This window comes from Streptomyces sp. NPDC031445, assembly GCF_055581365.1.
On the sequence record NZ_JBVIJO010000010.1, the window covers coordinates 309,186 to 335,246 of the forward strand.

Consider the following 26,061-nt stretch of genomic DNA (forward strand, 5'->3'; position numbering starts at 1 on the left):
GCAGGGAAGGTGCTGCGGTTCATGTGTGCCGGCCGGCCGCGGTGGTGTCGCCGTCGGCGGTGACACGCACCCGTTCGCCGGCGGGGACGCCGACCTGCACGGTGCGGCCGTCCGGCCAGGTGCTGGTCCAGGTGACGCCGCTGCCCGCGCTCACCCACAGCTCGCTCGCCTCGTGTCCCTCGTGGCGGACGCCGATGACCGAGGCGCCGGCGGCGATCCGCCTCACCTCCAGCCAGGCGTCCGCCGGGATGTGCGAACGGGTCCGCACCTCGCCCTCGCGCGGTCCCACGCTCAGCCCGGTCAGGCCCGTGGCGACGTGGGCGACGTGCGTGAACGGCACCTCCGGATAGTCCGCGCGGGATTCCGCCAGGAACCGGATCCAGCGAAGGGCTTCCTCGTCGCGTCCGTAACGCAGGTACGCCTCGGGCAGGTAGGTGAAGGCTTCGATGTTGTGCGGCGGGCTCTTCTCCAGGCAGGCGCCGAGGAAGTCCAGGTGGGCGGTCGCCCGGTCGTCCGGCCGCATCAGGCCCTTGACCGCCGGGAACCACGTGCTCTCCAGCCCGAACCCGCTGACCGGCCCTTCCCGGGTGAAGCCCGCCGTGTAGTGCCCGTGCTCCGCCAGCCACCAGCCCTCGGCGAACCCGGTCTCCAGGGCCGCCGTCCGTTCGGCGTTCCAGCGCGCGAACTCCGGGTCCAGCCCGGCATCGGCCGCGACACCCGCGAGCGCGGCGTGGGCCGCCCACTGGCTGGCGATGCCGTCGGCCGCCACCAGCAGGTGCGGCGGACGTTCCACCTCGTTGTAGGTGGCCGTGCCCTGAAAGATCCGGCCGCTGCCGCGCTCACCGGCGACTCCGGTCCCGAGAGGATCGTGGGCCCGCACGAACGAGGTCAGCGTGGTGCGGATGAACGCGGAGATCTCCGGCGTCCGCAGGAACCGCTCGTCACGCGTCCAGCGGTACTGCTCGACGGCCTTCTCCACCAGCTCGAACGGTGCCGGGATCTCACGGACGAAGTCGTCGTCGTCGTGGTAGTCGATCGCCGCGGGTGTGCCGTCGAAGAGGAACGCCCACAGCGGGTACCAGCCGCGCCGCTCGGTGGCCGAGGCGGCGAAGTGCCGGAGCATCGCCAGGTTCTCGGCGTCGAGGCCCAGGAGGTGGCCGCCGAGCATCTGGTGGGCCAGATCCCGTGCGTAGAACATCGGCCGGTCGGTGAGGCCCGCCCAGTAGCTCGGCAGGAAGTCCGCGCGCCGTCCGGTCTGCACCCACTCCCGGGCCCGCTGTGACGCCCAAATGAAAGAGTCGACAAGATCCGTCATGCTGGATCTCACGTGAAGCACGGTGTTGTGCAGCTTTGGGCTGCTGAGACATGTGGAGGGCTGCGGAAATGGTGGTCCCTGCGCCATGAAAGGGAGTGTTACACGCACGTCAACTTCGCGTCAATGCATCGGTGTTCCACATCTGTTTCAGTGGCATACGTGTGCCCATCATCGCAGGCAGCGGTGAGGAGGCAAGCGTCGGGACGCCCGATGTGTGGAGAAAGGTGTGTGCCGACCGGCGACGTGTTATGACGTGTCTCTGACGGATACGTCAATTATCCGTCACTGAAGCGGCACTGAGGACCGTGAGCTGGCGTCCCGCAACGCCTCAGGAGCGCGGCGGCGCGGTGGAGCCCCGCACGATCAGCTGCGGGTCGAACAGCAGCTCGCCCGACGGGACGAGCTTGCGGTTCACCAGGTGCACCATGGCCGTCGACACCGACTGCGCGAGCCGCTCGACGGGCTGGCGCACCGTGGTCAACGGCGGATCGACGAAGTCCATGACCTGCGAGTCGTCGTAGCCGACCACCGACAGGTCCCGGGGGATCGACATCCCCCGGCGCCGGGCGGCCCGGATCGCGCCGAGAGCCATGTAGTCGCTGGCCGCGACGATCGCCGTCACACCCAGGTCGAGCAGCGTCCCGGCGGCCGACATGCCGCCCTCGACGCTGTAGACCTGCCGCACGGCCAGCCGCTGCGGATCGGCGGCACCGCGCGCGGTCATCGACTGGACGAACCCGGCCAGCCGGCGCTCGCTCGGCCGGTTCCCCACCGGTCCGACGATCAGGCCGATGTCGCGGTGACCGAGCCCCCACAGGTGGTCGACCGCCAGCTCCGCCGCGACGGCGTCATTGGTGGAGAAACTGGGCGAGGGGTGACCGTCGATCGCGCCGTTCACCAGCACGAAGGGGATCTTGCGCTCCGCGAGCAACTGATAGACGGTCGGGTCGGCACCGATCAGCGTGTTGCTGGCGGACGCGAAGACCGCACCGGCGATGCCCAGGTCCATCGTCGAGGAGATGAAGTCGATCTCCTGGAGCCCGCCCACGGTGGTGGAGGCCACGATCGCCCGGAAGCCCTGCGACGCGAGCGCCGACTCGATCAGCTCGCACAGCTGGCCGAAGAACGGCTGGGCCAGCCCGGGGGTGAGCACCACGACCAGCTGACTCTGCGCCCCGCGCTCGTAGCCCAGCTCGCGGATCGCTTCCTCCACCTGGCGCCGGGTCGCCGCCGCGACGACCCCGCGGCGGTTGATGACGCGACTGACAGTGGCCTCGCTGACGCCCGCTCGCGCCGCGACGTCGCTGATCCCGACCTTGGCCATGACTCCCTCTGCGGTGAACGGCGCCGCCTGGCGTGGTGCGAGTGTACCGGGATCACGCCAGGTCGAGCCGCCGCCCGGCCCCGCCGACGCCGGGCGGGGCCCCGCTCAGCCCGCCACGGCCGCCGACCGCCCACCCGGCCGGCCGGGTGAAGGGGAGCCGGGACTGGCTACACTGGCGCGCCAAGGATCTGACCGGACATCAGGGCGACGGCACCTCCACCGGCGGACCGGGAGGACGTCGGCCCGGCGCTCCCGAGCGAGGAGTACGCGTGGCGCTGCGCACCATCGTCGATGTCACCGCGTTCGGCGCGGACCCGGGCGGTACCCGCGACAGCGCCGCGGCGGTCGCCGAGGCCCTGCGCGCGGCCTGCGCGGTGACGGCGCCGGTGACCGTACGGTTCCCGCCCGGCCGTTACCACCTGTATCCGGAGCGGGCCGAGCGCCGCGATCTGTACGTCTCCAACACGGTGGGCGCCGACCGGCGTTACCTCTCCAAGACCATCGCACTGCTCGTGGAGAACGCCCGCGACCTGGTCGTCGACGGCAGGGGCGCCGCCCTGGTGCTGCACGGCGCCCAGACCGCGTTCGCGGCGATCGACTCGTCCGACGTCCGCTTCGAGGGGTTCTCCTTCGACTACGTCACGCCCCGGGTCGTCGACGCCACGGTGGCCGACGCCGGTACGGACGGCGTCGCGGCCTGGCGGGAACTGGCCCTGCCCGCGGACACCCGCTTCCGCATCGACGGCACGACGGTCACCTGGCTCGGTGAGCCCAGCCCCGCCGACGGCGAGCCGTACTGGACCGGCACGAACGCGATGGAGTACACGCAGCTGCACGATCCGGTGGCCCGGCGCACCTGGCGGGACCGCAACCCCCTGTTCGACGACGTGGCCGCCGTCCGCCGGCTCCCCGGCCACCGCCTGCGCCTGTCCTACCGCTTCGCCGACGCCCCCGGTGACATCGGGCTCGTCTACCAGATGCGCACGACGGTACGTGACCATCCGGGCGCGTTCGTGAGCGGCGGCGAACGGGTGGAGATCCGCGACGTCTCGGCGCACCATCTCCACGGTTTCGGCCTCGTCGGGCAGATGAGCAGGGACTTGACCGTGCGCGACGTCCGTTTCCGCGCCGACCCGGCCACCGGCCGTACGTCGGCGGGGTGCGCCGACTTCATCAACCTGTCGTCGATGGCCGGGCACGTCCGGATCGCCGACTGCGTCTTCGACGGGCCGCACGACGACCCGGTCAACGTCCACGGCACCTACCTCGTGGTGGCCGGCCGGGTGGCGGACGACATCGTCACGCTGGCCTACCGGCACCCGGAGACGGCCGGCTTCCCCGCGTTCCGGCCCGGTGACACGGTCGAGTTCACCGCCCGTGCCACCCTGGACACCGCGGCCGGCTTCACCGCGCGCCTGACCGCCGTCGACGGTCCCCGCGACCGGGACGACGCACACGACCGGCGCATCATGACCGTGACGCTGGACCGCCCGTTGCCCCCCACCGTCACACCGGAGCACTGGGTCGCCGAGAACGTCACCGCCACGGCGTCCGTCCACATCGTCGGCAACCACTTCGTCAACGTGCCCACCCGCGGGGTCCTGATGACCACCCGGCGGCCGGTCGTCATCGAAGGGAACGTCTTCGACGGCGTGACCATGGCCGGCGTCCACGTCTCCGCCGACGCCGAGGAGTGGTACGAGTCGGGCCCGGTCGCCGACCTCACCATCCGGGACAACACCTTCCTGCGCCCGTCCGCTCCCGCGGTCCTCATCGCACCGGCCAACGCCGTCCTCGACCCCGCCCACCCCGTGCACCGCAACGTCACGATCAGCGGGAACGTCTTCGAGGACGCCGGCGCACCGGTCGTCCGCGCCCGCTCCGTCCGCGGGCTGGCCGTCACCGGGAACCACCTGACGGGCACCGCCGCCGGGGCCTTCGCCGAGTCCGGCCTCGTGGCCGCCGAAGGCTGCGCGGACGTGGTCGTGGAAGGAACGTCGGGCACGCTGCGGCCGTGAGCGGGGGGCGACGCTCGACTCCGGCCCGGCGACCACGTGTGACGCGGACACCCCGACACGTATCCGGTCGGCGATCACGGCGTGCCGGGCGAGTGCGCGAGTCGCAGTGGGGGCGCCGGCGGCAACGGCGCGGGCGCCGCCGTCTCCGGTGCGGCGCGGAACGCCTCGATCACGTAGGCGGCGAAGCGGCGGGAGGCCGTGACCCGGTCGGCACGCGGGGTGTCCTCAAGGCCCCGGTGGGCCATAAGCATGAGGATCAGGTCGTCGACGACGAAGCCGGGGCGCAGCCGGCCGGTCCGCTGGGCCCGGCGGGCCAGTTCGCCGACCGCGCTCAGTGTCCGCTCCCGGTCGCCGGCGAAGTCCATGGCCTCGGGGAAGGCCGTCATGAAGGCGTCGGCGAACCCCCGGCTGTGCGCGTGGAGTTCGCAGATCCGCTCGATCAGGCTCCGGAATCCGTGCCACGGGTCGGGGTGCGCGAGGGCGTCGCGGACGGCGGCATGGCAGGCCCGCCGCTGCTCGGCGAAGGTCTCCGCGATCAGCTCCCGCTTGGTCGGGAAGTGCCGGTACAGCGTGGCGGGGCCGACGGCCGCCTGCCGGGCGACCTCGCGCATGGGCGCGCTCAGGCCCTCCTCGCCGAACACCGCGCGGGCGGCGTCCAGGATGCGGACCCGGTTGTCGCGGGCGTCGGAGCGCACGGTCCGAGGCAAACGGTCGGTCATGGTCTCTCACTTTAGCCAAGCGGACGGGGGCGTCCGTTACGGTCCGGTGACGTGCTGCCGGCCCCGTCCCCGCACGTCACCGGTGGTGCCCCGGCTGCGGGGGCCGACCCGGCGCACACGGCCGCGGCAGCCGCGATCCGTCCCTTCACCGACCCGAGGAGCAGAGATGAGAGCCGTTGTGATCAGGACGTTCGGAGACCCCGATGGCCTGGAGGTGGTGGATCTGCCCGAGCCCGTTCCCGCCCCGGGGCAGGTGCGGATCGCCACGGAGGCGATCGGGGTGGGCGGCGTGGACGCCGTGATCCGCCGGGGAACGCTTGCCGCCTACGGCTTCCGGGAGGGCCATCTCCTCGGCAGCGAGGTCGCGGGAAGGATCGCCGAGGTGGGGGAGGGGGTGGACACCTCGTGGCTCGGCCGGCGGGTGTGGGCGTTCACCGGCCTGTCCGGCGGGTACGCCGAGCAGGCCGTCGCGGCGGTCGAGGACGTCCTCGCGCTGCCGGACGGCCTGACCGGCGCCGGCGCGGTGACCCTCGGCGGCTCCGGGGTGGTCGCCCACTTCGCCCTGGACCGGGCCCGTTTCATGCCCGGCGAGACGGTGCTCGTGCGCGGTGCGGCGGGCAGCATCGGCATCACCGCGGTCCAGCTCGCGGCCAGGGACGGCGCGAGCGCGGTGGCGGTCACCGCCTCCTCGGCGGAGCGCGGCGCCCGCCTGCGGGACCTGGGCGCGACACATGTCCTCGACCGCTCAGGCGAGGGCGGCGCGGACGCACCGGCGGGTTTCGACGTGGTGATCGATGTCGTGGGCGGCCCCCGGCTTCCCGACTTCTTGGACAAGTTGAACTCCAACGGGCGGTACGTGGCCGTCGGTGTCGTCGGCGGGCAGCCGCCGGCGGACTTCGGCATGCGGCTGCTGGACGCCTTCCGCAGGTCGTTGTCGTTCTCCACCTTCAGCTCCGACACCGTGCCCGGTCCCGACCGGCAGGCCGTACGGTCGTCCCAGTTCGCCGATGCCGGGCACGGGAACCTGCGCACCGTCGTGCACGAGGTCCTGCCCCTGGACCAGGCGGTGCGGGCACACCGTGCGATGGACGCGGGGGAGGTGTTCGGCAGGGTCGTGCTGACGCCCTGAAGCGGACGGCGAGGCTCCGCCACCGGGAGGGGCCCCTGCCTCACATGACGATCAGCCAGCAGGCCGCCGCCAGGAGCACACAGACCGTGGAATGGATCCACCGGTGGTGCAGGACCACGGCGGCGAACTCCCGCATGGTCGCGCTGGGCCGGAAGTAGGAGGCCGTGGGGGAGCCCACGACATGGGCGTCGACGCCCACGCTCCGGGCGATCATCGCGGCCCGGAAGGCATGGAAGTCGTTGGTCACGATCACGCAGCGGTAGCCGCTGCCGCGCTCGTCCATGAGGGCCTTGCAGTTGCGGAGGTTCTCCTCGGTGGTGGCGGACTCCGCCTCACGCAGCAGGCTCCCGGCCGGTACGCCGCGTGCCGCCAGGTAGTCGGCCATCGCGTGTGCCTCGGCGACGGCCTCGTCCGGCCCTCGCCCGCCGGACGTGATCAGGACCGGCTCGCCGCCCCCGGCCACCTGGTCCTCGAAGACCGCGTGCGCGCGGTCCAGTCGCCCGGCGAGCAGGGGCGGCACGTGGTCACCGCCGATCAGACCGGACCCGAGGACGATGATGTAGTCGAGGCCGGAGGGCACGGCCAGGCGGCCGTACGCGTAGCCGTACACGGTGAAACAGACGAAGAGGAAGGCGAAGTAGGCGGTGAGCAGCGCCATGACGGCGACGGCGGTGGCCAGCGCGTGCAGCTCGGTCACGAACGCCGCCGCACTCAGCAGCAGGAGCGACAGGAGCCCGACACCCGCGACGAACGTCAAGAGGTTGGCCGGGCTGCTGCCCTCCTTGCGCACCATCCGCACCCCGTTGCCGATCAGCAGGCAGCAGAGCAGCAGCACGGCCAGCCCTTCCAGGACGGGGCTGGCCAGCCAGGTGCCGTCCAGGGCGCGCTGGTAGACCAGCAGGTCGCGCCCGTGGGCCACCGCCATCAGTGTGAGGAACACGCCGAGCAGCACGGCGTTCGCGAAGCGCCTCGCCTCGACGATGACACCTATGACGAACAGCAGCAGCGCGACGGCCGCCAATATGTCGATCAGCACCCTGGACTTCCTCTGTGGGCCGGGGCCCGAGGGCACCGGCGCGGCCGGGGACGGCCGTCAGATGGCCGCCCAGAGCTGCTTGTCGCCGGAGCGGTCGATGTTGAAACTCGTGCACCAGATCGCGACCACTCCAGCCACGGCCGGTTACCGGGTGCGCCCCCGACGGCGGGACGACGTAGGCGCACACCGCTGGGTATCGCCTCGCGCTGTCAGCTGGTGCGTGCGGGGACCTGCTTGATGTCGTCGACGACGGCCCGCCGCAGGACGGCACTGGTGAAGAGCACGGTTCCGGGCTTGATGATTTCGTCGGTGCCCCGGGCCCTGTTCACCTGCACGGATCGCTGGCCCAGGAAGACGTGGGTGTTCCTGTCGAAGATCCATTCCTCACGCTGGCCGCTCGTCTCGTCCAGCCGGGCGACCGCCACGCCGTGCCGGCCGCACGCACAGCGCGATGACCTCCCGCTCGGGTCTGCGCAAGGAAGCGAGCGCCCGGAGGGCCACGGCCAGCTCGCGCCGGCCGTCGATCTGCTCGGTCACCTCCTCCGCGTGGTCCGGCACGTTCAGTTCCGCGGCCGCGGTGGCGAGGGCCGCTCGCCGGTAACTCCGGTTGCTGCGGTACTGGTTGCGCGCGGTGTTGGTGGCGATGCCGAGCAACCAGGGCCGCAGCGAGCCGCCTTCGGAGTCGATCCTGTGGCGAAGCCGCCAGGCCTCCATGAAGGTGGTGGCCATGACGTCCTCGGCCGTCGACCAGTCGGCGGTCAGACGGAAAGCGTGGTTGTACACGCCGCGGGCGTAACTGTCGAACAACTCGGCGAACGCGGCCGGTTCCCCCGCCCGTAGCCGGGCACGCATGTCAATGCTCACCTCTGGGACCTGTCGGATGCTCGGCTCCACTTCCCGTGACGTGCGTCACGTCCGCGAAGTGGTCGTTCAACCGTTCAACTTCGTCGTTGTCCTGGGACGCCAGGAGTTGGCCACCGGGTTCCGGGGCGCAACCGACCCGTAAAGGACCAGGTCAGCTGGCTGATGTGACGAGGCGACGCTGCGGCCGCGGCGGCTCGGAGTGGCGAGAGGCGTGTTCCCGCGCCAGCCTGGGAGAGTCCATCGAGCGACAGGACGGGAGACACACATGACCTCCGTACTCCGTCACCAGTGCCTTCGTACGCTCGGCGCCGGTGTCCTCTCCGTGGCGCTGCTCTCCGGCGGGACGACCGCGGCCCTCGCCGCGAGCCCGAGCCCCGGCAAGATGGCCTCGATCACCGTGAAGGCCGACAAGACCGAGGTGAAGGCCGGGGACAAGGTGACGTTCACCGGCCGCACCAAGGGCCTGAAGGTCGGTTCCCCGCTCGTGCTCCAGCACGAGAAGTCCGGCAAGTGGATCCCGCTGAGGGCGACCGCCAAGGTCAAGAAGGGCAGCTCGTACGCCCTGATCGCCAAGCTCAACACCAAGGGCGCCGAGCATCTGCGGATCGCGGGCGTGAGCGGGTCCGAGAAGGTCTACTCGCCCACCGTGGCGGTCAAGGTGAAGTGAGCTCCGCACCAGCGGCACGGGGCGCCGGCCCGCGGGGATGCCGGCGCCGTGGCGCGGGGCCGTCCGGTCTCAGCCCTCCACGAAGGCGAGGATGTCGGCGTTGAGGACCTCGGGGTGCGTCGACAGCATCCCGTGGGGGTAACCCTCGTAGCTCTTGAGCGTGCCGTTCCTGAGCAGTTCGGCGGACTTCGGGCCCGAGTCGGCGTACGGCACGACCTGGTCGTCCGTCCCGTGCATCACGAGGACGGGGACGTCGATCCTCTTCAGGTCCTCGGTGAAGTCGGTCTCCGAGAAGGCCTTGATGCACTCGTAGTGCGCGTTCGCCGCGCCCATCATGCCCTGCCACCACCACCGGTCGATCAGTCCCTGGGACACCTCGGCCCCGGGCCGGTTGAAGCCGTAGAAGGGCCCGGCGGGGACGTCGATGAAGAACTGGGCCCGGTTGGCGGCGAGGGCCGCACGGAATCCGTCGAACACCTCGATCGGGGTGCCCTCGGGGTTGCTGTCCTTCTTCACCATGACCGGCGGGACGGCCGCGACGAGCACCGCCTTGGAGACACGGCCGGGCTTGGCCTGTGCCACATAGCGCGTGACCTCGCCACCGCCGGTGGAGTGCCCGACGTGCACGGCCCCCTGGAGGTCGAGGGCGTCGGTCAGCACGTTGACGTCGGCGACGTAGGTGTCCATGTCGTGGCCGGTCCCGGGCTGGCTGGACCGCCCGTGCCCGCGGCGGTCGTGCGCGATGACCCGGTACCCCTTGGCGAGGAAGAACAGCAGCTGGGCATCCCAGTCGTCGGAGCTGAGCGGCCAGCCGTGGTGGAAGACGATCGGCTGGGCGTCCCGCGGGCCCCAGTCCTTGTAGAAGATGACGGTGCCGTCCGGCGTGGTGACTGTACTCATCGCTGGTTCCCCTGCTGTGTCGGATGTTCAGTTGTGCGTTGTGCGGGTCGAGCCGCGCCCGGGCGAACGCGCTGCACGGCCGACCCCTGCCCGCGCGCGGGAATCCTCTCGGATCAGACCGCTCCCGGCCGTCATGCCACCCGGGCCGCGCCCGGTTTCATCTGGTTGCTTCGACCGCTTGGACGATGACGCCCGCCGGGACGGCGCGGCCCGGCACGTGCAGGCGCAGTGCATCGGCACACCTCCGTCCGGGTCGTCCGTCGCCGGGCCGGGCCGTCCGCCGCGGGTCGCCGAAGCCCCACTCGTCCGGGATGCGCGCTTGTCAGGACGGGGTCCGGCGGCGGACTCTTGCAGCAGGCGCGGCGGTACGCGTGCCGGACGTCGGATCCCCGACGGCCCTGAGGCGGCTCAGGAGGCTCCCGGATGTCCGTTCCACCGGAGTGCGGAGCCGATGGCCCCGCCCTCACCGAACACGAGGCGGAGGCGCTGATCGAGGGGGCCTGCTTCAGGACCGGCCCGCCGCGCAGCGTCGGGGTCGAGGTGGAGTGGCTGGTCCACCAGGAGCGCGCGCCGCACCGCCTGGTGGCCCGGGAGCGGCTGGAAGCGGTCCACGCCGTGCTGCGGACCCTGCCGCTCGCGTCCGGTCTGAGCGTCGAGCCCGGCGGTCAGGTGGAGCTGAGCTCCCGGCCCGCCCCGTCGCTGACCGAGTGCGTCTCGGACGTCTCGGCCGACCTGGCGGCCGTGCGCACCGTGCTGCGCGGGCACGGCCTGACCCTGGCCGGCATGGGCGTGGACCCCTGGAAGCCGCCGCGCCGGTTCCTGCGGGAGCCCCGCTACGACGCCATGGAGACCTGCCTCGACCGCACGGGCCCGGCCGGGCGAGCCCTGATGTGCACCTCGGCCTCCGTACAGGTGTGCCTCGACGCCGGACGCGAGGAACCCGGCGTCATGGGATTCGCGCGCCGCTGGTGGCTGGCACACCACCTGGGCGCGGTCCTGGTCGCGGCGTTCGCGAACTCGCCCATGGCCGGAGGCCGGTCCACGGGCTGGCAGTCGACGCGGCAGCTGATGTGGACGGAGCTCGACCCGGGGCGGGCCGGCGGTCCCTCCCCGGACCCCGACCCGCGCCGCGCCTGGGTCCGGCGGGTCCTCGACGCCCCCGTGATGTGCGTACGGCGCGACGGCCCCTGGGAGGTGCCGGAGGGGCTGAGCTTTCGCGAATGGACCCGCTCGCGCACCAGGCGCCGCCCGACCCGGGCCGACCTCGACTACCACATCAGCACGCTGTTCCCGCCCGTCAGGCCACGGGGACACCTGGAACTGCGCATGATCGACGCACAGCCCGGCGACGACGGCTGGATCGTGCCGCTCGCGGTGGTCACGGCCCTGTTCGACGACCCGGACGCCGCGACGATCGCGCACAGGGCGATGGCGCCCCTGGCCGGGCGGGCCGCCGGGGCACCGGCACCGCACAATCCCCTGTGGAGGGACGCGGCGCGCCACGGGCTTGCCGACCCGGACCTGAAGCGTGCCGCCGTGACCTGTTTCGCCGCCGCCCTGGACGCCCTGCCCCGGCTGGGGGCGAGCACCGGGATCACGGACGCCGTCGCGGCCTACGCCGACCGCTACGTCCGCCGCGGCCGCAGCCCGGCGGACGACGTGCCGACCGGCAGCGCGGCCGTGGCACGCCCGCTGCGCCGATGACCGGGCGCGCGGCTGCGCCGACGTCCATCACCCGGTGCCGGGCCCGCTCCGCGGCCGATCTCCCCCGGCTGGGCTCAGCGGAGGAGTTCGGCGGTCGCGCGCCTACGACGGGCCGGCCTTCTGGGACTCCTTCGCCGGTCTCGGACCCGCCTGCGCGCTGCGTCTGCGCACCCGGCTGGTGCGGGACCCGGGGCCGGCGGTCCAACCTTCAACAGCTTCCTGCTCCTGCAAGGGCTGGAGACGCTCGGCCTGCGCGTCGAACGGCACGTCTCCAACGCCCACGCGCTCGCCGCCTGGCTCGAGGAACAGCCGCAGGTGACGCGGGTCCGCTCTGCCGCCCTGCCCTCCAGCCCGCGGCGGACACGGGCCGAACGCCATCTGCCGCGCGGCGCCGGAGCGGTGCTCGCCTTGGAACTCGCGGGCGGCCTGGAGGCCGGCCGGCGTTTCGTCGGAGCGGTCCGGCTGTTCAGCCACCTCGCGAACATCGGCGACGTCCGCAGCCTCGTCATCCACCCCGCCACCACCACCCACGCCCAACTCGCCCCCGGCCGGGGTCACGCCGGGCCTGGTGCGGCTGTCGGCCGGCATCGAAGGCGTCGACGGCCTGATCGCCGACCTCGAAGCGGGCCCGAGAGCGAGCGGAGCCGGGCGAACCGCTGCTCCGGCTCCGGTCAGACCTCCGCGTCCGGCCGCCGAAGACCCTCACTGAGCGATGAGTTCGCGTACCAGCGCGGCGACCTGGTCCGCTTCGATCAGGAAACCGTCGTGACCGTAGGGGGATTCGACGACCCGGAGGCGGTCTGCCGTGCGGATCCCGGCGGCCAGCTCCGCCTGCTGGGTGAGCGGATACAGGCGGTCCGAGCGCACCCCGGCGACCAGCGTCCTCGCGGTGACCCGGCGCAGGGCGGCGCGCGTACCACCGCGACCGCGGCCGATGTCGTGCGTGTTCATGGCCTCTGCCAGCACGACGTAACTGCCGGCGTCGAAACGGCGCACCAGCTTGGCGGCATGGTGGTCGAGATACGACTCGACCTGGTACCGGCCGCCGTACCACGGATCCTCCGTGCCCTGGGGCGCGCGGCCGAAGCGGATCTGCAACTCCGGCTCGCTGCGGTACGTGACGTGGGCGATGCGGCGGGCCAGGCCGAGCCCCGCGTGCGGGCCCCGGCCCGTGTCGTGATAGTCGCCGCCGTGCCAGTGGGGGTCGCTGCGGATGGCGTGGAGCTGGATGCCGGCCCAGGCGATCTGCTCCGCGCTCGCCGCCGCCGTGGTGGCGAGCAGGAGCAGTGCGCCCGTGCGCTCCGGATACGACACCGCCCACTCCAGGGCACGCATGCCGCCCATGGAGCCGCCGACCACCAGGGCCCAGCGGTCGATGCCGAGCGCGTCGGCCAGGCCGGCTTCCGCGGCGACCTGGTCCCGCTGTGTCAGGGCGGGGAAGGAGCCGCCCCAGCGCCGCCCGTCGGGGCGCGTCGAGGACGGCCCGGTACTGCCCTGGCAGCCGCCCAGCACATTGGGGGCGACGATGAACCACCGGTCGGTGTCCAGGGCCAGACCGGACCCGACGAGCCCGTCCCACCAGCCGGGGGTGGGATGACCGGGCCCGGCCGGTCCGGCGACATGGCTGTCGCCGGTGAGCGCGTGGAGCACCAGTACGGCGTTGGAGCGGTCCGGTGCCAGGCGCCCCCAGGTCTCGAACGCCAGCCGGACACCGGGCAGTTCGCCCCCTGCTTCCAGCGGCAGCGGTTTCTCCCGCACGTGCCACCGGCGGCGACCCGGAGGGTCCCCCTCCCGCCAGGCCCCGGAGGGCGGCGGGAGGGGGATCTCGGAGGTCGCCAGTACGGCGCTCAGGACGCGCCCTTCGCCGCGCGGAAGCCCGCCTCCAGGTCCGCCTTGAGGTCGGCGAGGTTCTCGATGCCGACCGACAGCCGCACCAGGCCGGGGGAGGCGCCGGTCGCCGCCAACTGCTCCTCGTCGAGCTGGCTGTGAGTGGTGGACGCCGGGTGGATGATGAGACTGCGGACGTCGCCGATGTTGGCGAGGTGGCTGAACAGCTCGACGGCGTCGACGAACCGCTTGCCGGCCTCGACCCCGTCCCGCAGTTCGAAGGCCAGCACCGCGCCGGCGCCGCGCGGCAGATAGCGCTGCCCCGCCTCGTACCAGCGGTTGGACTCCAGCCCCGGGTAGTGGACGGCGGCGACCTCGTCGCGCTGTTCCAGCCACTCGGCCAGGGCCTGCGCGTTGGCGGAGTGCCGTTCGACACGCAGGCTGAGCGTCTCCACGCCCTGCAGCAGCAGGAAGGCCGAGTGCGGGGAGAGCGCGGGGCCGATGTCGCGGAGCAGCTGCACGCGCAGTTTGACGGCGAAGGCACCCGGGCCGAGCGCGGGCCAGTACCGCAGGCCGTGGTAACTGGGGTCCGGTTCGCTGAAGTCGGGGAAGCGCTCGGGGTGCGCCCCGAAGTCGAACGTACCGCCGTCGACGACGACGCCGGCGATGGTGGTGCCGTGTCCGCCGAGGAACTTGGTCGCGGAGTGGACGACGATGTCCGCGCCGTGCTCGATCGGACGCAGCAGATACGGGGTCGGCACGGTGTTGTCCACGATCAGCGGGACGCCCGCCGCGTGGGCGGCGTCGGCCACCGCCCGTACGTCGAGGACGTTGCCGCGCGGATTGCCGAGCGTCTCGGCGAACAGGGCCTTCGTGTTCGGCCGGATCGCCGCGCGCCAGGCTTCGACGTCGTCCGGGTCGTCGACGAAGGACACCTCGATGCCGAACTTGGGCAGAGTGTGGCGGAACAGGTTGTACGTGCCGCCGTACAAAGACGTGCTGGAGACGACGTGGTCGCCCGCGCTCGCGAGGGTCAGGACGGCGAGGGTCTCCGCGGCCTGCCCCGACGCCACGGCCACCGCGGCGACCCCGCCTTCGAGCGCCGCGATCCGCTGCTCGAAGACGTCCTGGGTCGGATTGTGGATACGGGTGTAGATGTTGCCCGGCTCGGCGAGCGAGAACAGGTCGGCGGCATGCCGGGTGTCGCGGAAGACGAACGAGGTGGTCTGGTAGATCGGCACCGCCCGCGCCCCGGTCGTCGGGTCCGGCGCGGCGCCGGCGTGGATCTGCTTGGTCTCGAACGACCAGGCCGAGGTGTCGGGACCCGCGGGTGCGTCCTCGGGGGTGTGGCCGGCGGTGACGGAATCGAGCGGCTGGCTCATGGTTCTCCCTTGTGCGGGGCGTTCGGGGTGCGTGAGGAGACCGCGCGGCTGCCGCCCGGGCCGGAAGAGGGCAGGGCGGAGGGCAGTGCGGTGCGGAGGTGAAGAGGGGAAATCAGATGCCGGAGCGCGGCGTCAGCTCACGGTGCGACAACCCATGGTGGTGACACGCACGTAGTCAACGTGGCGGCGAGTCACGAACCCGGTCATGGGCTCAGGTAACCACAGATGGCCGACGGCGCGCCAGTACGAGACCGCTACCACGCGCGCCGACATCCGGTTCCGGGTGGGGAGATCACCGCGGACACTGCCAGGCCCCGGTCACCACCGAAGGCCCGCCGGCACCTCTGACTCCGCCTCACCGTACAGAACCGGCCAACCGGTTCGACCCGGCCCCGCTACGAAGACCGAGGTGCTCGTCACAAGGCGGCGCGGCACTCTTCGGCGGACCCCCGGTCCGCTGAAGGCGCCCGCGCGGCGGCGTCGCCGCCCTGGCCGCATCGCGGTGCGGTCAGACGGCCCAGGACCGCAGCCGGCGGCCGATCAGGCCGACGCCCGCCGTGCCGGAGACGGCGTCCCGCACCAGGGCGACGGCCTCTTTGGGCGGGTAGTCGAGCCGGTGCCCGTTCAGGGCCAGATAGGCCTCGGTGGAGTGCCAGGCGAACGCCTCGTTGGAGTGCTCCAGACACGGCAGCTTCGCCAGTGTCTGGAGCAGCGCGGCCGCCTTGAGGTACACCGAGCCGTAGACGTCGCGTTCCATCGCCCTGGCGTCGACCCGGCCGGCCGCCGCGTAGAGCGGTCCGTAGTCGTCCACCTGCGGATCACCGGGCAGCAGCTCGGCGGCGTGCAGCAGGAAGGCGACGTCCAGCGGGTGGAGCGGTTCGTTCTGCGTCACGCGGCGTGACCCCGCTCCTGCTGCTCCTCGAGTTCACGCCGCGCCCGAAGCTCCGCCTCACGCTGCTGCGCACCGGAACCGGCCGTGCCGGCCTCCTCGGTGAACGCGTCACCGCTGTGCGACATCGAGGCCCTGAACGCATCGAGGAAGCGGTCCTCCACCGCGGTGGCCCGGGCGTACGCAGCCGACAGGATGTATTCCTGCAGGCTGACGCCCTCCTGCTTCGCGGCGGCCTCGATCGCGGCACGCTGGGCTGGATCGGGGAAGCGCAGGTTCATGGCCTTGGTCATGGTACCGATGGTACCGCCGGTACCATCGCCCAGGACAGCCCCGGCCCGGGACCGCGGCCACCTGTCCGCCCCCGGTCCGCGGGGGGCAGTGCGACGGCTGCGGGGACAGCGTCCGACGGACCGTTCGCCTGCGCCCGTACCGCCGCCCGCGACGGCGCACGGCTGACGGCGAGGCGGGAATGCGTCCGCCCCCCCGCGCGGGCCGGCGTTGTCAGTGCCACACCTTAGGGTGTCGGACATGGCCCGTTCCCGGACACGACTGAGCGACCCGCGCCCGCAGACACCCCGCCGCCCTGCCCCGCCCAGCTGAAGAGAGCAGACACCGCCGTGTTCCACGAGACCCCCATCTACAGCCGCCTCGTCGCCGAACGCGGCGACATCCCCGCCCTGGTGCGCGGTGAGGCCGACCGCATACACCACGACCTGGCACGCGTCATGCGCCTGCCCGCACCGCACAACGCCCTGAGCCCCGGGTTCCCCCACGCGCTCCCGCACGCACCGGGACACGGAAGGCCGGCCGCCGCGCCGTAACCAGCCGAGGGGGACCGCCGAGGGCGCTGCGCACCCCACGCACGATCCGGCGCGGCGGCGAGGACCACCTCGTCCTGAGCGCGCGGCACCGCGGCACCGCCTCTTTCGCACCGTCGGCCACCAGCGCAGCCGACTTGGAACAGCCGGTCCGGGCCGGCACGGTCGCACCGGCTGGGAGACTGGCGCCGCACCGGGATCCGGGCCCCGGGATCGCGGTACACCCGCCGCACGCCCGACCACGACGTACTTCCGCAGGAGGATCGCTTCATGACTGACCGGCCCTTGACGCTCATGGCAGTGCACGCCCACCCCGACGACGAGGCCACCGGAACCGGAGGGATCCTCGCGCGGTACGCGGCGGAGGGCATCCGCACGGTCCTCGTGACGTGTACCGACGGCCGCTGCGGTGACGGACCCGGAGGCGTCAAGCCGGGCGAGCCCGGGCACGATCCGGCGGCGGTCGCTCTGATGCGCCGTCAGGAACTCGCGGTGAGCTGCTCCGTCCTGAAGATCAGCGACCTGGAGACGCTGGACTACGCCGACTCCGGGATGATGGGCTGGCCGAGCAACGACGCCCCCGGATCCTTCTGGCGGACCCCCGTGCGGGAAGGAGCGGCCCGGCTCGCGGAACTCATGCGGCACTACCGGCCCGATGTGGTCGTCACCTACGACGAGAACGGCTTCTACGGCCACCCCGACCACATCCAGGCCCACCGCATCACGATGGCGGCGCTGGAGATGACCTCGTCGGTACCGAAGGTGTACTGGACCACGATGCCTCGCTCGGTGATGCGGCGGTTCGGCGAGGTCATGCGCGAGTTCAACGAGGACATGCCGGAGCCGGATCCGGCCGAGGCCGCCGCGATGGCCGAGATCGGCCTCCCCGACGATGAGATCACCACGTGGGTGGACACGACCGGTTTCAGCGGCCAGAAGTTCGACGCGCTGGCCGCGCACGCCAGTCAGGGCGACAACATCTTCTTCCTCAAGATGGGCAAGGAGAGGTTCGGTGAACTGATGGGCATGGAGACCTTCGTACGTGTCCAGGACTCCACGGGCGCGGCCATACCCGAGAACGACCTCTTCGCCGGACTGCGCTGATCCACCCGAGAAGAGCGGGTGCGCGGTTTAACCGCGCCGGGGTGACGGTAGGTCAGCCCTGAGGCAGCGCCCGGCTCGGGTGCGGTGGGGGGTGGGCGTGATGTGGCGTCTGTGGCGTTGGGTGACGGCGGCCGGGGTGACAGTGGCGGCCTTCGCCGTGCCCGCGCTGGCGTGCGGCCGGTGGGCGTTGGTGCCCGTGATCGCCGACACGGCCACACGGTGGGCTGTCGCGTGCGCCCTCGGCACCGCGGTGGCCGCACTCGCCGTCCTGTGGGGTCAGAGCTTCGCCGCCGCTGCCGCACCCACCCCACCCGCGGCAACGGTCGCCGCCTCGGGCAACCGCGCGGTGGCGGTCAACGGCCCGGTGAACGGGACCATCACGACGGGCGACCGGGGGACACCCGCACCGGCGCCCGGGCCCCGAAGCGCCTCGCGGCGAGGACCGGCGCCCACGCCGACGACGCCGGAATCGGTAGCGGCCTCCGGCGAGCGGTCCGTGGCCCTCGGGGGCGGTTTCACGGGCGACATCGTCACCGGGGACGACCGGACGAGCGGACCCACCTCGTGAAATGGCTGCGCCGCACGAGACCGAAGCCCGACACCACCGCTCACGAACCCCGGCAGGGCGACGCCGTCTCCGCGGGCGAGCGGTCCATCGCGATCAACACCGGCGGAACGCCGTTCACCGGCATCGCCAGCAGCGGCGACCACACCACCATCGTGCACGTCCCACCGGGCGAGCTGCGCCCACCGGCTGAGGTCGACGCCCCGCCCGGACTCGTGCAACTGCCCGCCCGACACGCGGCGTTCGTCGGACGGGAGCGAGAACTCGGCCTGCTCGACTCGGCGCTCGACGGCACCGGCGCCAAGGGCGTGCCGGCCCTGCACGGCCTCGGCGGCGTCGGCAAGAGCGCCCTCGCCGCGCACTGGGCCGCCACCCGGGCCGGCACGGCGAACCCCATCTGGTGGATCACCGCTGACAGCGCCGCCGGCCTCGACGCCGGCCTGGCCGAGTTCGCCCGGGCTCTGCAGCCCGCCCTCGCCCAGCTCCCGGCGGACCAGCTCACCGAACGCGCCGTGCAGTGGCTGGCGACCCACACCGGATGGCTCCTGATCCTCGACAACGTGACCGACGCCGCGCACACGGCACCGTTGCTCGCCCGTGCCACGTCCGGCCGGGTCCTGATCACCAGCCGCCGCGCCACCGGCTGGCAGGCGACCGCCACCCCCGTCCCCTTGGACGTCCTCGGCCCCGCCGAGTCCCTCCGCCTCGTCACCCACATCCTCACCCACGCCGGAACCCGTCGCGTCGACCTGGACGGCGCCGCCGAACTGTGCGACGAACTCGGTCACCTGCCGCTCGCCGTCGAACAGGCGGGCGCGTACATCGCCGAGACCGGTACGACCCCCCGCGCCTATCTCGGCCTGCTAGCCGACTACCCGGCCGACATGTTCCGTGAGCGGAGCGAGGGCGGCGACAGCGCACGTACGATCGCCCGTATCTGGCGCATCACCCTCGACCGGCTCACCGGCACCCCACTCGCCGGACAGATCCTGCGCGTCCTCGCCTGGTACGCGCCCGCCGGCATCCCCCGCACCCTCCTCGGTCCCCTCGGCACTCCCGTCGCCGTCCAGGGCGCGATCGGCCGGCTCGCCGCCTACAGCATGATCACCACTGCTGACGACGGAACCCTGAACGTCCACCGCCTCGTCCAAGCCGTCACCCGCACCCCCGACGCCGACGACCCGCACCGCCGGGCGCACGACATCGACGCGGCGCTCCGCCTGGCCACGTCCCTCCTGGTGGACAGTGCTCCCGCCGGCTGGGACGACCCGGCGATGTGGCACCTGTGGCGCCCCCTTCTTCCCCACATCGACCACCTCGACCGCCACGCCCCGCCCGGCACGCCTCTGCCGCTCCACCTCGCGACCGGACTGCTTCGGGGGCTGGGCCGGCCCCGGCGCGTCATCGCCCGCTATGAGCGCGTCCTCGACGATTGCGTGCGCGGTCTCGGCGAAGATCACCACCACACCCTCAGGGCCCGCAACAACCTGGCCCATGCCTACGAGTCGGCGGGCGAGGCGGACCGGGCGATCCCCTTGTTCGAGCGGACGCTGGCCGACCGCGCCCGCATTCTCGGCGAGGACCACCCCGACACCCTCACCGTCCGCAACAACCTCGCCTCCGCCTACCTCTCGGCGGGCGAGGCGGACCGGGCGATCCCCTTGTTCGAGCGGACGCTGGCCGACCGCGCCCGCGTCCTCGGCGAGGACCACCCCGACACCCTCACCGCCCGCAACAACCTGGCCTGCGCCTACGAGTCGGCGGGCGAGGCGGAGCGCGCGATCCCCCTGCTGGAACGGACGCTGGCCGACCGCACCCGGGTGTCCGGCGAGGACCACCCCGACACCCTCACCGCCCACCACAACCTGGCCGCCGCCTACGTGTCGGCGGGCGACGTGGACCGGGCGATCCCCCTGTACGAGGGGGCGCTGGCCGACCACGCCCGCATTCTCGGCGAGGACCACCCCGACACCCATACGGTCCGCCACAACCTGGCCGCCGCCTACGAGTCGGCGGGCGACGTGGACCGGGCGATCCCCCTGTACGAGCGGGCACTCGACGGCCGCACCCGGAGTCTCGGGGAAGAGCACCCCCACACACTCGTCTCCGGCGGTGCCCTCGCCGCCGCCTACGTGTCGGCGGGCGACGTGGACCGGGCGATCCCCCTGTACGAGCAGACCCTGGAGGGCTGTCGACGTGTGTTCGGGGAAGACCACCCGAACACCCTCGTCTCCCGCGAGAACCTCGCGTCCGCCTGTCGTTCAGCGGGCCAGGCGGCCCAGGCGGTCCCCCTGTTCGAGCGGGCGCTGGCCGATCGGATCCGGCTGTTCGGCGAGGACCACCCCGGCACCCACACCGCCCGCGTCAGCCTCGCCTTCGCCTGCGCGTTCGGCGACGACCCGGCCCGGGCGGCCACCCTGCTGGAGCGGGCGCTGGCCGACCACCTGCGCGTGTCCGGCGAGGACCACCCCGACACCCCCGTCCTCCGCAGTAGCCTCGCCCTCGCCTATGAGGTGGCGGGGGACCCGGCCCGGGCGATCCCGCTGTACGAGCGGGCACTGGCCGGCCACGTGCGTGTGTCCGGCGAGGATCACCCCGACACCCTCGCGGCTCGCAGCGCCCTCGCCGACGCCTACGAGTCCGTGGACGACCTGGCCCGGGCGATCCCGCTGTACGAGCGGGCGCTGGCCGGCCACGTGCGTGTGTTCGGCGAGGATCACCCCGACACCCGCATGGTCCGGGACAACCTCGCCCTCGCCCGCCAGAAGGCGGCCGGGGCGGGCCCCGCGGTCACCTAGGAGGCCCTCGCGGACGGCGCGGCGGCTACCGGGGCACCGGCCGCCTTTGCCCGCCTGATGACACAGCAGCCCTCCCGGCTCGCCGGCGGAGGCCGTCTCGGAGCGCTGCGCCACGCGGGGCCGGCCCGGGAGTTCCGGGTCCGGTGCGGGCTCCCGGCCTCGTCGACCACCGTGCGTCACAGGGCCCACCAGCAGTACGGCCGCCGGCCGGCAGCCTGAGCGCGCTGAGCCAGTCAGGCCAGGTCTTCCAGGACAGCGGCCGTGTCCTCCGCGGTGGCCGCCGTCTGCGTCTTGTTCTGCCACCGAGGGCTGACAGTCCGGCCCGCACCGGCAGCGCAGTGCCGACCGTCATCCCTCCCGACCGTCACCGCCAGCCCAGTTCCGGCGCCACATGGGTCAGAACGCTGTCGAGGACATGCGCGTTGTAGTCGACACCGAGCTGGTTGGGCACGGTGAGCAGCAGGGTGTCGGCCGCCGCGACGGCCTCGTCCCGCGCGAGCTGTTCGACCAGTACGTCGGGTTCGGCGGCGTAGGACCGGCCGAAGACGCTGCGGGTGCCGGGGTCGATGTAGCCGATCTGGTCCTCCGAGGCGCGCTCCTGGCCGAAGTAGGCGCGGTCCCGGTCGTCGACGAGCGGGAAGACGCTGCGGCTGACCGACACCCGCGGCTCGCGGGTGTGGCCCGCCGCCCGCCACGCCTCCCGGTACGCCTCGATCTGCTTGCGCTGCTGGACGTGCAGCGGTTCGCCGCTCTCGTCGTCCTTGAGCGTCGAGCTCTGCAGGTTCATCCCCAGCTCGGCGGCCCACACCGCGGTCGCGTCGGAGCCGGACCCCCACCAGATGCGGTCCCGCAGGCCCTCGGAGTGCGGCTCGACACGGAGCAGCCCCGGCGGGTTGGCGAACATGGGATTCGGATGGGGCTGCGCTATGCCCTCGCCCTTGAGCACGTCGAGCAGGGTCTCGGCGTGCGCGCGCGCCATGTCGGCGTCGGTGCCGTCCTTCGGCGGGCGGTAACCGAAGTACCGCCAGCCGTCGACCGCCTGCTCCGGGGAGCCCCGGCTGATGCCCAGTTGCAGGCGGCCTCCGGAGATGAGGTCGGCGGCCCCGGCGTCCTCGGCCATGTACAGGGGGTTCTCGTAGCGCATGTCGATCACGCCGGTGCCGATCTCGATCCGCGTGGTGCGTGCACCGATGGCCGCGAGCAGCGGGAAGGGAGAGGCGTGCTGCCGTGCGAAGTGGTGGACCCGGAAGTAGGCGCCGTCGGCTCCCAGTTCCTCCGCCGCGACCGCGAGGTCGATCGCCTGGAGCAGGGAGTCGGACGCGGAGCGGGTCCGGGAGTGCGGTGACGGCGTCCAGTGCCCGAAGGACAGGAACCCGATCTTCTTCATGTTTCCTTCAACGATGAGGGGTCCGGTTCATTCCGCGGGTGCGCGGAGCACCGGGAACGAGGTCGCCCGCGCGGTGCCTCGTGCGCCCCGTGCACCGTCGCTACTGCGGGCTGATCTTCTCGATGACCGTGTCGGCGATCTCCGCCAGCAGGACGACCTGGCCGGGCGTGAGGTGGTCGAGGAACAGGCGGCGGACGTCTTCGACGTGCCGCGGCGCGGCCGCCTCGATGGCCGCGCGGCCGGCCGCGGTGACCGTGACGTAGGCCCCCCGTCCGTCGTCGGCGCAGTCCTCACGCGTGAGGAGACCGCGCTTCACCATGCGCGACAGATGGTGCGACACCCTGCTCTTCTCCCACCCCAGCACCTTGGCCAGCTCCATCACGCGCAGGTGGTCGCCCGGGGCGCGCGTGAGTTCGGCGAGTACGGTGTAGTCGGTCGCGGACAGCCCGAATTCGCTCTGCAGGGACCGGCCGGCCTGGTTGACCAGAAGATCGTGCATGCGCAGCAGTCCGCGCCATGCCCGTCCCTCGTCAGGGGAGAGCCAACGGGGTTCTTCAGTCATGGGTCCAGCATAGGAAAAGGTTGACGCTTCAGTCACCTTTCCCGGCACTCTGCCACCGCCCTCAGCGGGCCAGGGGTGCGAGTTCCCGCCACTGCGTCAGCGGCAGTCCCGGGCCGGCGCTGATGGCGTGGAGGGCGACGTGGGTGGCGCCCGCGTCGAGGTGGGCCCTGACGCGCTCGTCGACGGCGTCGACGCTGCCCCAGGCGACGACGGAGTCGATGAGGCGGTCGCTGCCGCCGCCCGCGAGGTCGTCCTCCGAGAAGCCCTGGCGCAGCAGACTCTTCGCGTAGTGCCCCATCCCGATGAAGGGGGCGAGGAACCCCCGCGCGGTGGCCCTGGCGCTGTCCGGACGGGGGTCGACCACGACGGCCTGGTAGGGCGCGAGGAGGGGGCCGGGCCCGAGGACGTCGCGTGCGCCGGCGGTGAAGTCGGGGGTGACCAGGAAGGGATGCGTGCCGGCGCTGCGACGGGCGGCGAGTGCGGTGAGCTTGGGGCCCATGGCGGCCACGAGCCGTTCGCCGGCGGGCACCGGCTCGGGCGCCTGGTCGAGACGGTCGAGGTAGCTGCCGAGGGCGGCCAGGGGACGGTACGTCCCGCCGGCGTGCCGAGCGGCGGCGGCGTCGCTGACACCGAGGCCGAGCAGGACGCGGTGGCCGTACTCCTTGCGGAGCCGGGCGTGCCCGGCGGCCATGTCCTCGGCAGGGTGGCGCCAGATGCTCAGCACGCCGGTCGCGACCGTGGTGTTCTCGGTGGCGGCGAGAAGCCGTTCGGTGTCGCCGAGGATGTCACCCCCGCCCAGACCCGGGATCCACAGGGCCCCCCAGCCGTGGGAATCGAGCTCGGCCGCGGCGTCGGCGATCTCTCCGCTGTCGCCGTGCAGGCGCAGTTCCGGACTCCAGATGCCTGTGGTGCCGATGTGCATGAGGGTGTTCCTCCCGTACGGGGGTGAGTGCGTCCGCGGTGGTGTGGTCAGACCTGGTTGGCGCCGCCGTCGACGAAGATCTCGGTGCCGGTGATGAAGCTGGACTGGTCGGTGGCGAGGAAGAGGGCGAGGTTGGCGACCTCTTCCGGCCGGCCCATGCGGCCGAGGGGGACGCCGGCGGCGAGGGTGTCGCGCAGCTGCGCGGCCTGCTCGTCGTCGGGGGCGAGTCCGTTGAGGCCGGGGGTGGTGATGGGGCCGGGGGCGATGGTGTTGACGCGGATGTTGCGGGTGCGCAGTTCGTTGGCCCAGGTGCGGGCGAAGGAGCGGATGGCGGCCTTGGAGGCGCCGTAGACGCCGAAGGCCTCGTTGCCGACGCTGCCGGCGGTGGAGCCGGTGAGGATGACGGAGGCCCCGTCGTTGAGGAGGGGCAGCGCCTTCTGGACGCTGAAGAGGACGCCCTTGACGTTGGTGTCGAAGGTGGTGTCGAAGTGTTCTTCGGTGACCTGCTCCAGGGTGGCGAACTCGCCGCCGCCGGCGTTGGCGAACAGCACGTCGATGCGGTCTCCGTGGTCGGCGACGGTGGCGTAGAGGCGGTCCAGGTCGGTGAGGCTGGCGCTGTCGGCCTGGACGCCGATGACGTCACCGCCGATCTCGGCGACGGCCTTGTCGAGTGTCTCCTTGCGGCGGCCGGTGATGTAGACGCGGGCGCCCTCCTCACGGAAGCGGCGGGCCGAGGCCAGTCCGATGCCGCTGGTGCCGCCGGTGACGATCGCTGTCCTGCCGTCGAGCTGTCCCATGGTCTTCTCCTTGCTGGGGTGGTCCGGTAGGACCATTCCGTTCAATCTTCAATCACCGTAGACCTCGAAAGATGACGTGTCAACTAGTTTAGCGGCGGTAGGGCGGCGATGCCCGCGGACACGCCGATGTCGGGGCGTCCGGGGGCAGCGGCGAGGTCAGACGAGGGCGCAGACGAGCAGGGTGAAGGCGGCGACGATGACGGCGACGCGGACGTAGTGCCAGCTCTGCCAGCGGTTCAGCTGCCGCTTCCAGTCCGCGGGCCGGTTCTCGGGGGTCCAGGTCCTGTTCCGGTTGTTGATCGGGACGAGCAGCAGTATCGACATGGCCACGCTGACGATCAGCAGTCCGGCGGCGGTGGCGACGAGTCCCGCGCCCTGGTGGTGCCATCCGGCGACGGCCCAGATCGCGCTGAGGACGAGTGAGCCGACGTACCAGAAGGGCATCAGGGTGCCGAGCATGCGGCCGCCGTGGGCGTGGCCGAGCTGGCCGCTGTCCTCGGGGAGCGCGTCCAGGATCCGGTTCATGATGAAGGCGACGGAGAACTCCACCCCCACCATCAGGCCGACGACGACGGTGGTGACGACCTCAAGTGCGTTGAGCATGACGCTCCTCCGTTGAACTAGCGTTGCTAGCTGATGAGGCAACGCTAGCCCTGCTGTCGCTCGGTTGTCTAGCAGTGCTAGGGTCGAGTCATGTCGGTACAGGAACGCAAGCAGCGCGAACGGGCGGAACGCGAGCGCCTCATCGTGGCGACAGCCCGTGAACTCGCCGAGCGGCAGGGCTGGGAGGCGGTCACCACCCGCCGGCTCGCCGAGAGCATCGAATACAGCCAGCCCGTCCTCTACAGCCACTTCCGCGGCAAGCGCGAGATCATCGGCGCCGTCGCCCTCCAGGGAGCCGCCGAAATGGCCGCGGCGGTGCGGGCCGCGACCTCCGCGGCGGACGGCCCGCGCGTCCGGGTCGCCGCCCTGGCCCGCGCCTACCTGGACTTCGCGGCACGCAACCCGGCGGTCTACGACGCCTTGTTCCAGCTCGACGGCGGCCTGGCGTACGCGCAGGAGGACACCCCCGAGCCCCTGAAGGACGCCTTCGCGGCCCTGCTGGAGACTCTTGAGGAGGTCGCCGGCGACGGCGTCCCGCCGGGGCTGTACACCGAGGTGTTCTGGGCGGCCCTGCACGGCCTCGCGACCCTGACGCGCGCGGGCCGCCTGCTGCCCGAGGACGCCGAGGCGAGGGTGGAGCTGCTGGTGGACAGGCTCGCCATGGTCTGACACGACGCCCCGGCCGCTGCCTGCCTGCGGCGACGATCGGCGACGTGACCGAGCCGCTC

23 protein-coding genes and 2 pseudogenes are annotated in these 26,061 nt (G+C 72.4%); 9 read left to right on the forward strand and 16 right to left on the reverse strand.

The annotated features are described in order from the left end of the window. Positions 1 to 19: 19 nt before the first annotated feature. Together ACZ5DC_RS26170 and ACZ5DC_RS26175 are read right to left on the reverse strand one after the other, a co-directional pair. Positions 20 to 1,315: a hypothetical protein gene (locus ACZ5DC_RS26170; RefSeq protein WP_468656578.1), complete on the reverse strand. Its 1,296-nt coding sequence runs from the start codon at positions 1,313 to 1,315 to the stop codon at positions 20 to 22. Between the two features lie 328 nt (positions 1,316 to 1,643). Continuing rightward, positions 1,644 to 2,639, reverse strand: coding sequence for a LacI family DNA-binding transcriptional regulator (locus tag ACZ5DC_RS26175; protein ID WP_468656580.1), 996 nt, complete (start codon positions 2,637 to 2,639; stop codon positions 1,644 to 1,646). 269 nt (positions 2,640 to 2,908) lie between these two features. On the opposite strand from ACZ5DC_RS26175, the gene ACZ5DC_RS26180 reads away from it, so the two are divergent. After that, a complete protein-coding gene (locus tag ACZ5DC_RS26180; protein WP_468656582.1) occupies positions 2,909 to 4,657 on the forward strand; it encodes a right-handed parallel beta-helix repeat-containing protein in 1,749 nt (582 codons plus the stop codon). Between the two features lie 74 nt (positions 4,658 to 4,731). Here the strand turns inward: ACZ5DC_RS26180 and ACZ5DC_RS26185 are convergent, their stop codons facing one another. Further along, on the reverse strand, positions 4,732 to 5,376 hold the full coding sequence (locus ACZ5DC_RS26185) for a TetR/AcrR family transcriptional regulator (protein ID WP_468656584.1): 645 nt from the start codon (positions 5,374 to 5,376) through the stop codon (positions 4,732 to 4,734). A 166-nt stretch (positions 5,377 to 5,542) separates the two neighbouring features. Here ACZ5DC_RS26185 and ACZ5DC_RS26190 point away from each other — a divergent pair, with 166 nt between their 5' ends. Beyond that, positions 5,543 to 6,505 carry a zinc-dependent alcohol dehydrogenase family protein gene (locus ACZ5DC_RS26190; protein ID WP_468656586.1) on the forward strand — a complete coding sequence of 321 codons (963 nt, stop codon included), beginning with the start codon at positions 5,543 to 5,545 and terminating at the stop codon, positions 6,503 to 6,505. Positions 6,506 to 6,545: 40 nt separating this feature from the next. Here ACZ5DC_RS26190 and ACZ5DC_RS26195 read toward each other — a convergent pair whose 3' ends face one another. The 3 genes and pseudogenes from ACZ5DC_RS26195 to ACZ5DC_RS26205 form a co-directional block, all read right to left on the reverse strand. After that, positions 6,546 to 7,541: a YdcF family protein gene (locus tag ACZ5DC_RS26195; RefSeq protein ID WP_468656588.1), complete on the reverse strand. Its 996-nt coding sequence runs from the start codon at positions 7,539 to 7,541 to the stop codon at positions 6,546 to 6,548. A gap of 209 nt (positions 7,542 to 7,750) precedes the next feature. Next, on the reverse strand, positions 7,751 to 7,966 hold the full coding sequence (locus ACZ5DC_RS26200) for a hypothetical protein (protein WP_468656590.1): 216 nt from the start codon (positions 7,964 to 7,966) through the stop codon (positions 7,751 to 7,753). A gap of 13 nt (positions 7,967 to 7,979) precedes the next feature. Beyond that, positions 7,980 to 8,393 (reverse strand): annotated as a pseudogene (locus ACZ5DC_RS26205) (RNA polymerase sigma factor); the annotation flags it as partial. Between the two features lie 277 nt (positions 8,394 to 8,670). Here ACZ5DC_RS26205 and ACZ5DC_RS26210 point away from each other — a divergent pair. Continuing rightward, positions 8,671 to 9,072: a hypothetical protein gene (locus tag ACZ5DC_RS26210; RefSeq protein ID WP_468656592.1), complete on the forward strand. Its 402-nt coding sequence runs from the start codon at positions 8,671 to 8,673 to the stop codon at positions 9,070 to 9,072. Positions 9,073 to 9,141: 69 nt separating this feature from the next. Here ACZ5DC_RS26210 and ACZ5DC_RS26215 read toward each other — a convergent pair whose 3' ends face one another. Beyond that, on the reverse strand, positions 9,142 to 9,972 hold the full coding sequence (locus ACZ5DC_RS26215) for an alpha/beta fold hydrolase (RefSeq protein WP_468656594.1): 831 nt from the start codon (positions 9,970 to 9,972) through the stop codon (positions 9,142 to 9,144). A gap of 423 nt (positions 9,973 to 10,395) precedes the next feature. On the opposite strand from ACZ5DC_RS26215, the gene egtA reads away from it, so the two are divergent. Both egtA and ACZ5DC_RS26225 read left to right on the forward strand, forming a co-directional pair. Continuing rightward, positions 10,396 to 11,676: an ergothioneine biosynthesis glutamate--cysteine ligase EgtA gene (gene egtA, locus ACZ5DC_RS26220; protein ID WP_468656596.1), complete on the forward strand. Its 1,281-nt coding sequence runs from the start codon at positions 10,396 to 10,398 to the stop codon at positions 11,674 to 11,676. A gap of 100 nt (positions 11,677 to 11,776) precedes the next feature. Then, positions 11,777 to 12,385, forward strand: a pseudogene (locus tag ACZ5DC_RS26225) (PLP-dependent transferase); the annotation flags it as partial. On the opposite strand, the gene metX reads toward ACZ5DC_RS26225, so the two are convergent. The 4 genes from metX to ACZ5DC_RS26245 all read right to left on the reverse strand — a co-directional run bounded on the left by metX (position 12,379) and on the right by ACZ5DC_RS26245 (position 16,067). Further along, positions 12,379 to 13,527, reverse strand: a complete 1,149-nt coding sequence (gene metX, locus ACZ5DC_RS26230; RefSeq protein WP_468656714.1) for a homoserine O-acetyltransferase MetX — start codon at positions 13,525 to 13,527, stop codon at positions 12,379 to 12,381. The pseudogene ACZ5DC_RS26225 and the gene metX sit on opposite strands and share 7 nt — an antisense overlap. After that, positions 13,524 to 14,885 (reverse strand): bifunctional o-acetylhomoserine/o-acetylserine sulfhydrylase, encoded by a 1,362-nt coding sequence (locus tag ACZ5DC_RS26235; protein ID WP_468656598.1) that lies wholly within the window; start codon positions 14,883 to 14,885, stop codon positions 13,524 to 13,526. The genes metX and ACZ5DC_RS26235 overlap by 4 nt, the downstream gene beginning before the upstream one ends. Before the next feature lie 508 nt (positions 14,886 to 15,393). Beyond that, positions 15,394 to 15,777 (reverse strand): fic family toxin-antitoxin system, toxin component, encoded by a 384-nt coding sequence (locus ACZ5DC_RS26240; RefSeq protein ID WP_468656600.1) that lies wholly within the window; start codon positions 15,775 to 15,777, stop codon positions 15,394 to 15,396. Next, positions 15,774 to 16,067: a type II toxin -antitoxin system TacA 1-like antitoxin gene (locus ACZ5DC_RS26245; protein ID WP_468656602.1), complete on the reverse strand. Its 294-nt coding sequence runs from the start codon at positions 16,065 to 16,067 to the stop codon at positions 15,774 to 15,776. The genes ACZ5DC_RS26240 and ACZ5DC_RS26245 overlap by 4 nt, the downstream gene beginning before the upstream one ends. Positions 16,068 to 16,394: 327 nt before the next feature. Between ACZ5DC_RS26245 and ACZ5DC_RS26250 the strand changes: the two genes are divergently transcribed. The 3 genes from ACZ5DC_RS26250 (at position 16,395) to ACZ5DC_RS26260 (ending at position 21,062) form a co-directional block, all read left to right on the forward strand. After that, on the forward strand, positions 16,395 to 16,598 hold the full coding sequence (locus ACZ5DC_RS26250; RefSeq protein WP_468656604.1) for a hypothetical protein: 204 nt from the start codon (positions 16,395 to 16,397) through the stop codon (positions 16,596 to 16,598). A gap of 267 nt (positions 16,599 to 16,865) precedes the next feature. Beyond that, positions 16,866 to 17,699 carry a PIG-L family deacetylase gene (locus ACZ5DC_RS26255; protein ID WP_468656606.1) on the forward strand — a complete coding sequence of 278 codons (834 nt, stop codon included), beginning with the start codon at positions 16,866 to 16,868 and terminating at the stop codon, positions 17,697 to 17,699. A gap of 564 nt (positions 17,700 to 18,263) precedes the next feature. Further along, positions 18,264 to 21,062: a tetratricopeptide repeat protein gene (locus ACZ5DC_RS26260; protein WP_468656608.1), complete on the forward strand. Its 2,799-nt coding sequence runs from the start codon at positions 18,264 to 18,266 to the stop codon at positions 21,060 to 21,062. Positions 21,063 to 21,426: 364 nt separating this feature from the next. On the opposite strand, the gene ACZ5DC_RS26265 is transcribed toward ACZ5DC_RS26260, so the two are convergent. The 5 genes from ACZ5DC_RS26265 to ACZ5DC_RS26285 form a co-directional block, all read right to left on the reverse strand. Next, positions 21,427 to 22,449, reverse strand: coding sequence for an LLM class flavin-dependent oxidoreductase (locus ACZ5DC_RS26265; protein ID WP_468656610.1), 1,023 nt, complete (start codon positions 22,447 to 22,449; stop codon positions 21,427 to 21,429). 100 nt (positions 22,450 to 22,549) lie between these two features. After that, entirely contained in the window at positions 22,550 to 22,948 is a 399-nt protein-coding gene (locus tag ACZ5DC_RS26270; RefSeq protein ID WP_468656716.1) for a MarR family winged helix-turn-helix transcriptional regulator, read from the reverse strand. Positions 22,949 to 23,072: 124 nt separating this feature from the next. Beyond that, on the reverse strand, positions 23,073 to 23,933 hold the full coding sequence (locus ACZ5DC_RS26275; RefSeq protein ID WP_468656612.1) for a TIGR03620 family F420-dependent LLM class oxidoreductase: 861 nt from the start codon (positions 23,931 to 23,933) through the stop codon (positions 23,073 to 23,075). Positions 23,934 to 23,980: 47 nt separating this feature from the next. Beyond that, on the reverse strand, positions 23,981 to 24,730 hold the full coding sequence (locus ACZ5DC_RS26280; protein WP_468656614.1) for a glucose 1-dehydrogenase: 750 nt from the start codon (positions 24,728 to 24,730) through the stop codon (positions 23,981 to 23,983). Positions 24,731 to 24,886: 156 nt separating this feature from the next. Further along, positions 24,887 to 25,333, reverse strand: a complete 447-nt coding sequence (locus tag ACZ5DC_RS26285) for an anthrone oxygenase family protein (protein WP_468656616.1) — start codon at positions 25,331 to 25,333, stop codon at positions 24,887 to 24,889. 90 nt (positions 25,334 to 25,423) lie between these two features. Between ACZ5DC_RS26285 and ACZ5DC_RS26290 the strand changes: the two genes are divergently transcribed. Further along, positions 25,424 to 26,002 carry a TetR/AcrR family transcriptional regulator gene (locus ACZ5DC_RS26290; RefSeq protein ID WP_468656618.1) on the forward strand — a complete coding sequence of 193 codons (579 nt, stop codon included), beginning with the start codon at positions 25,424 to 25,426 and terminating at the stop codon, positions 26,000 to 26,002. The last annotated feature ends 59 nt before the right edge of the window (positions 26,003 to 26,061 follow it).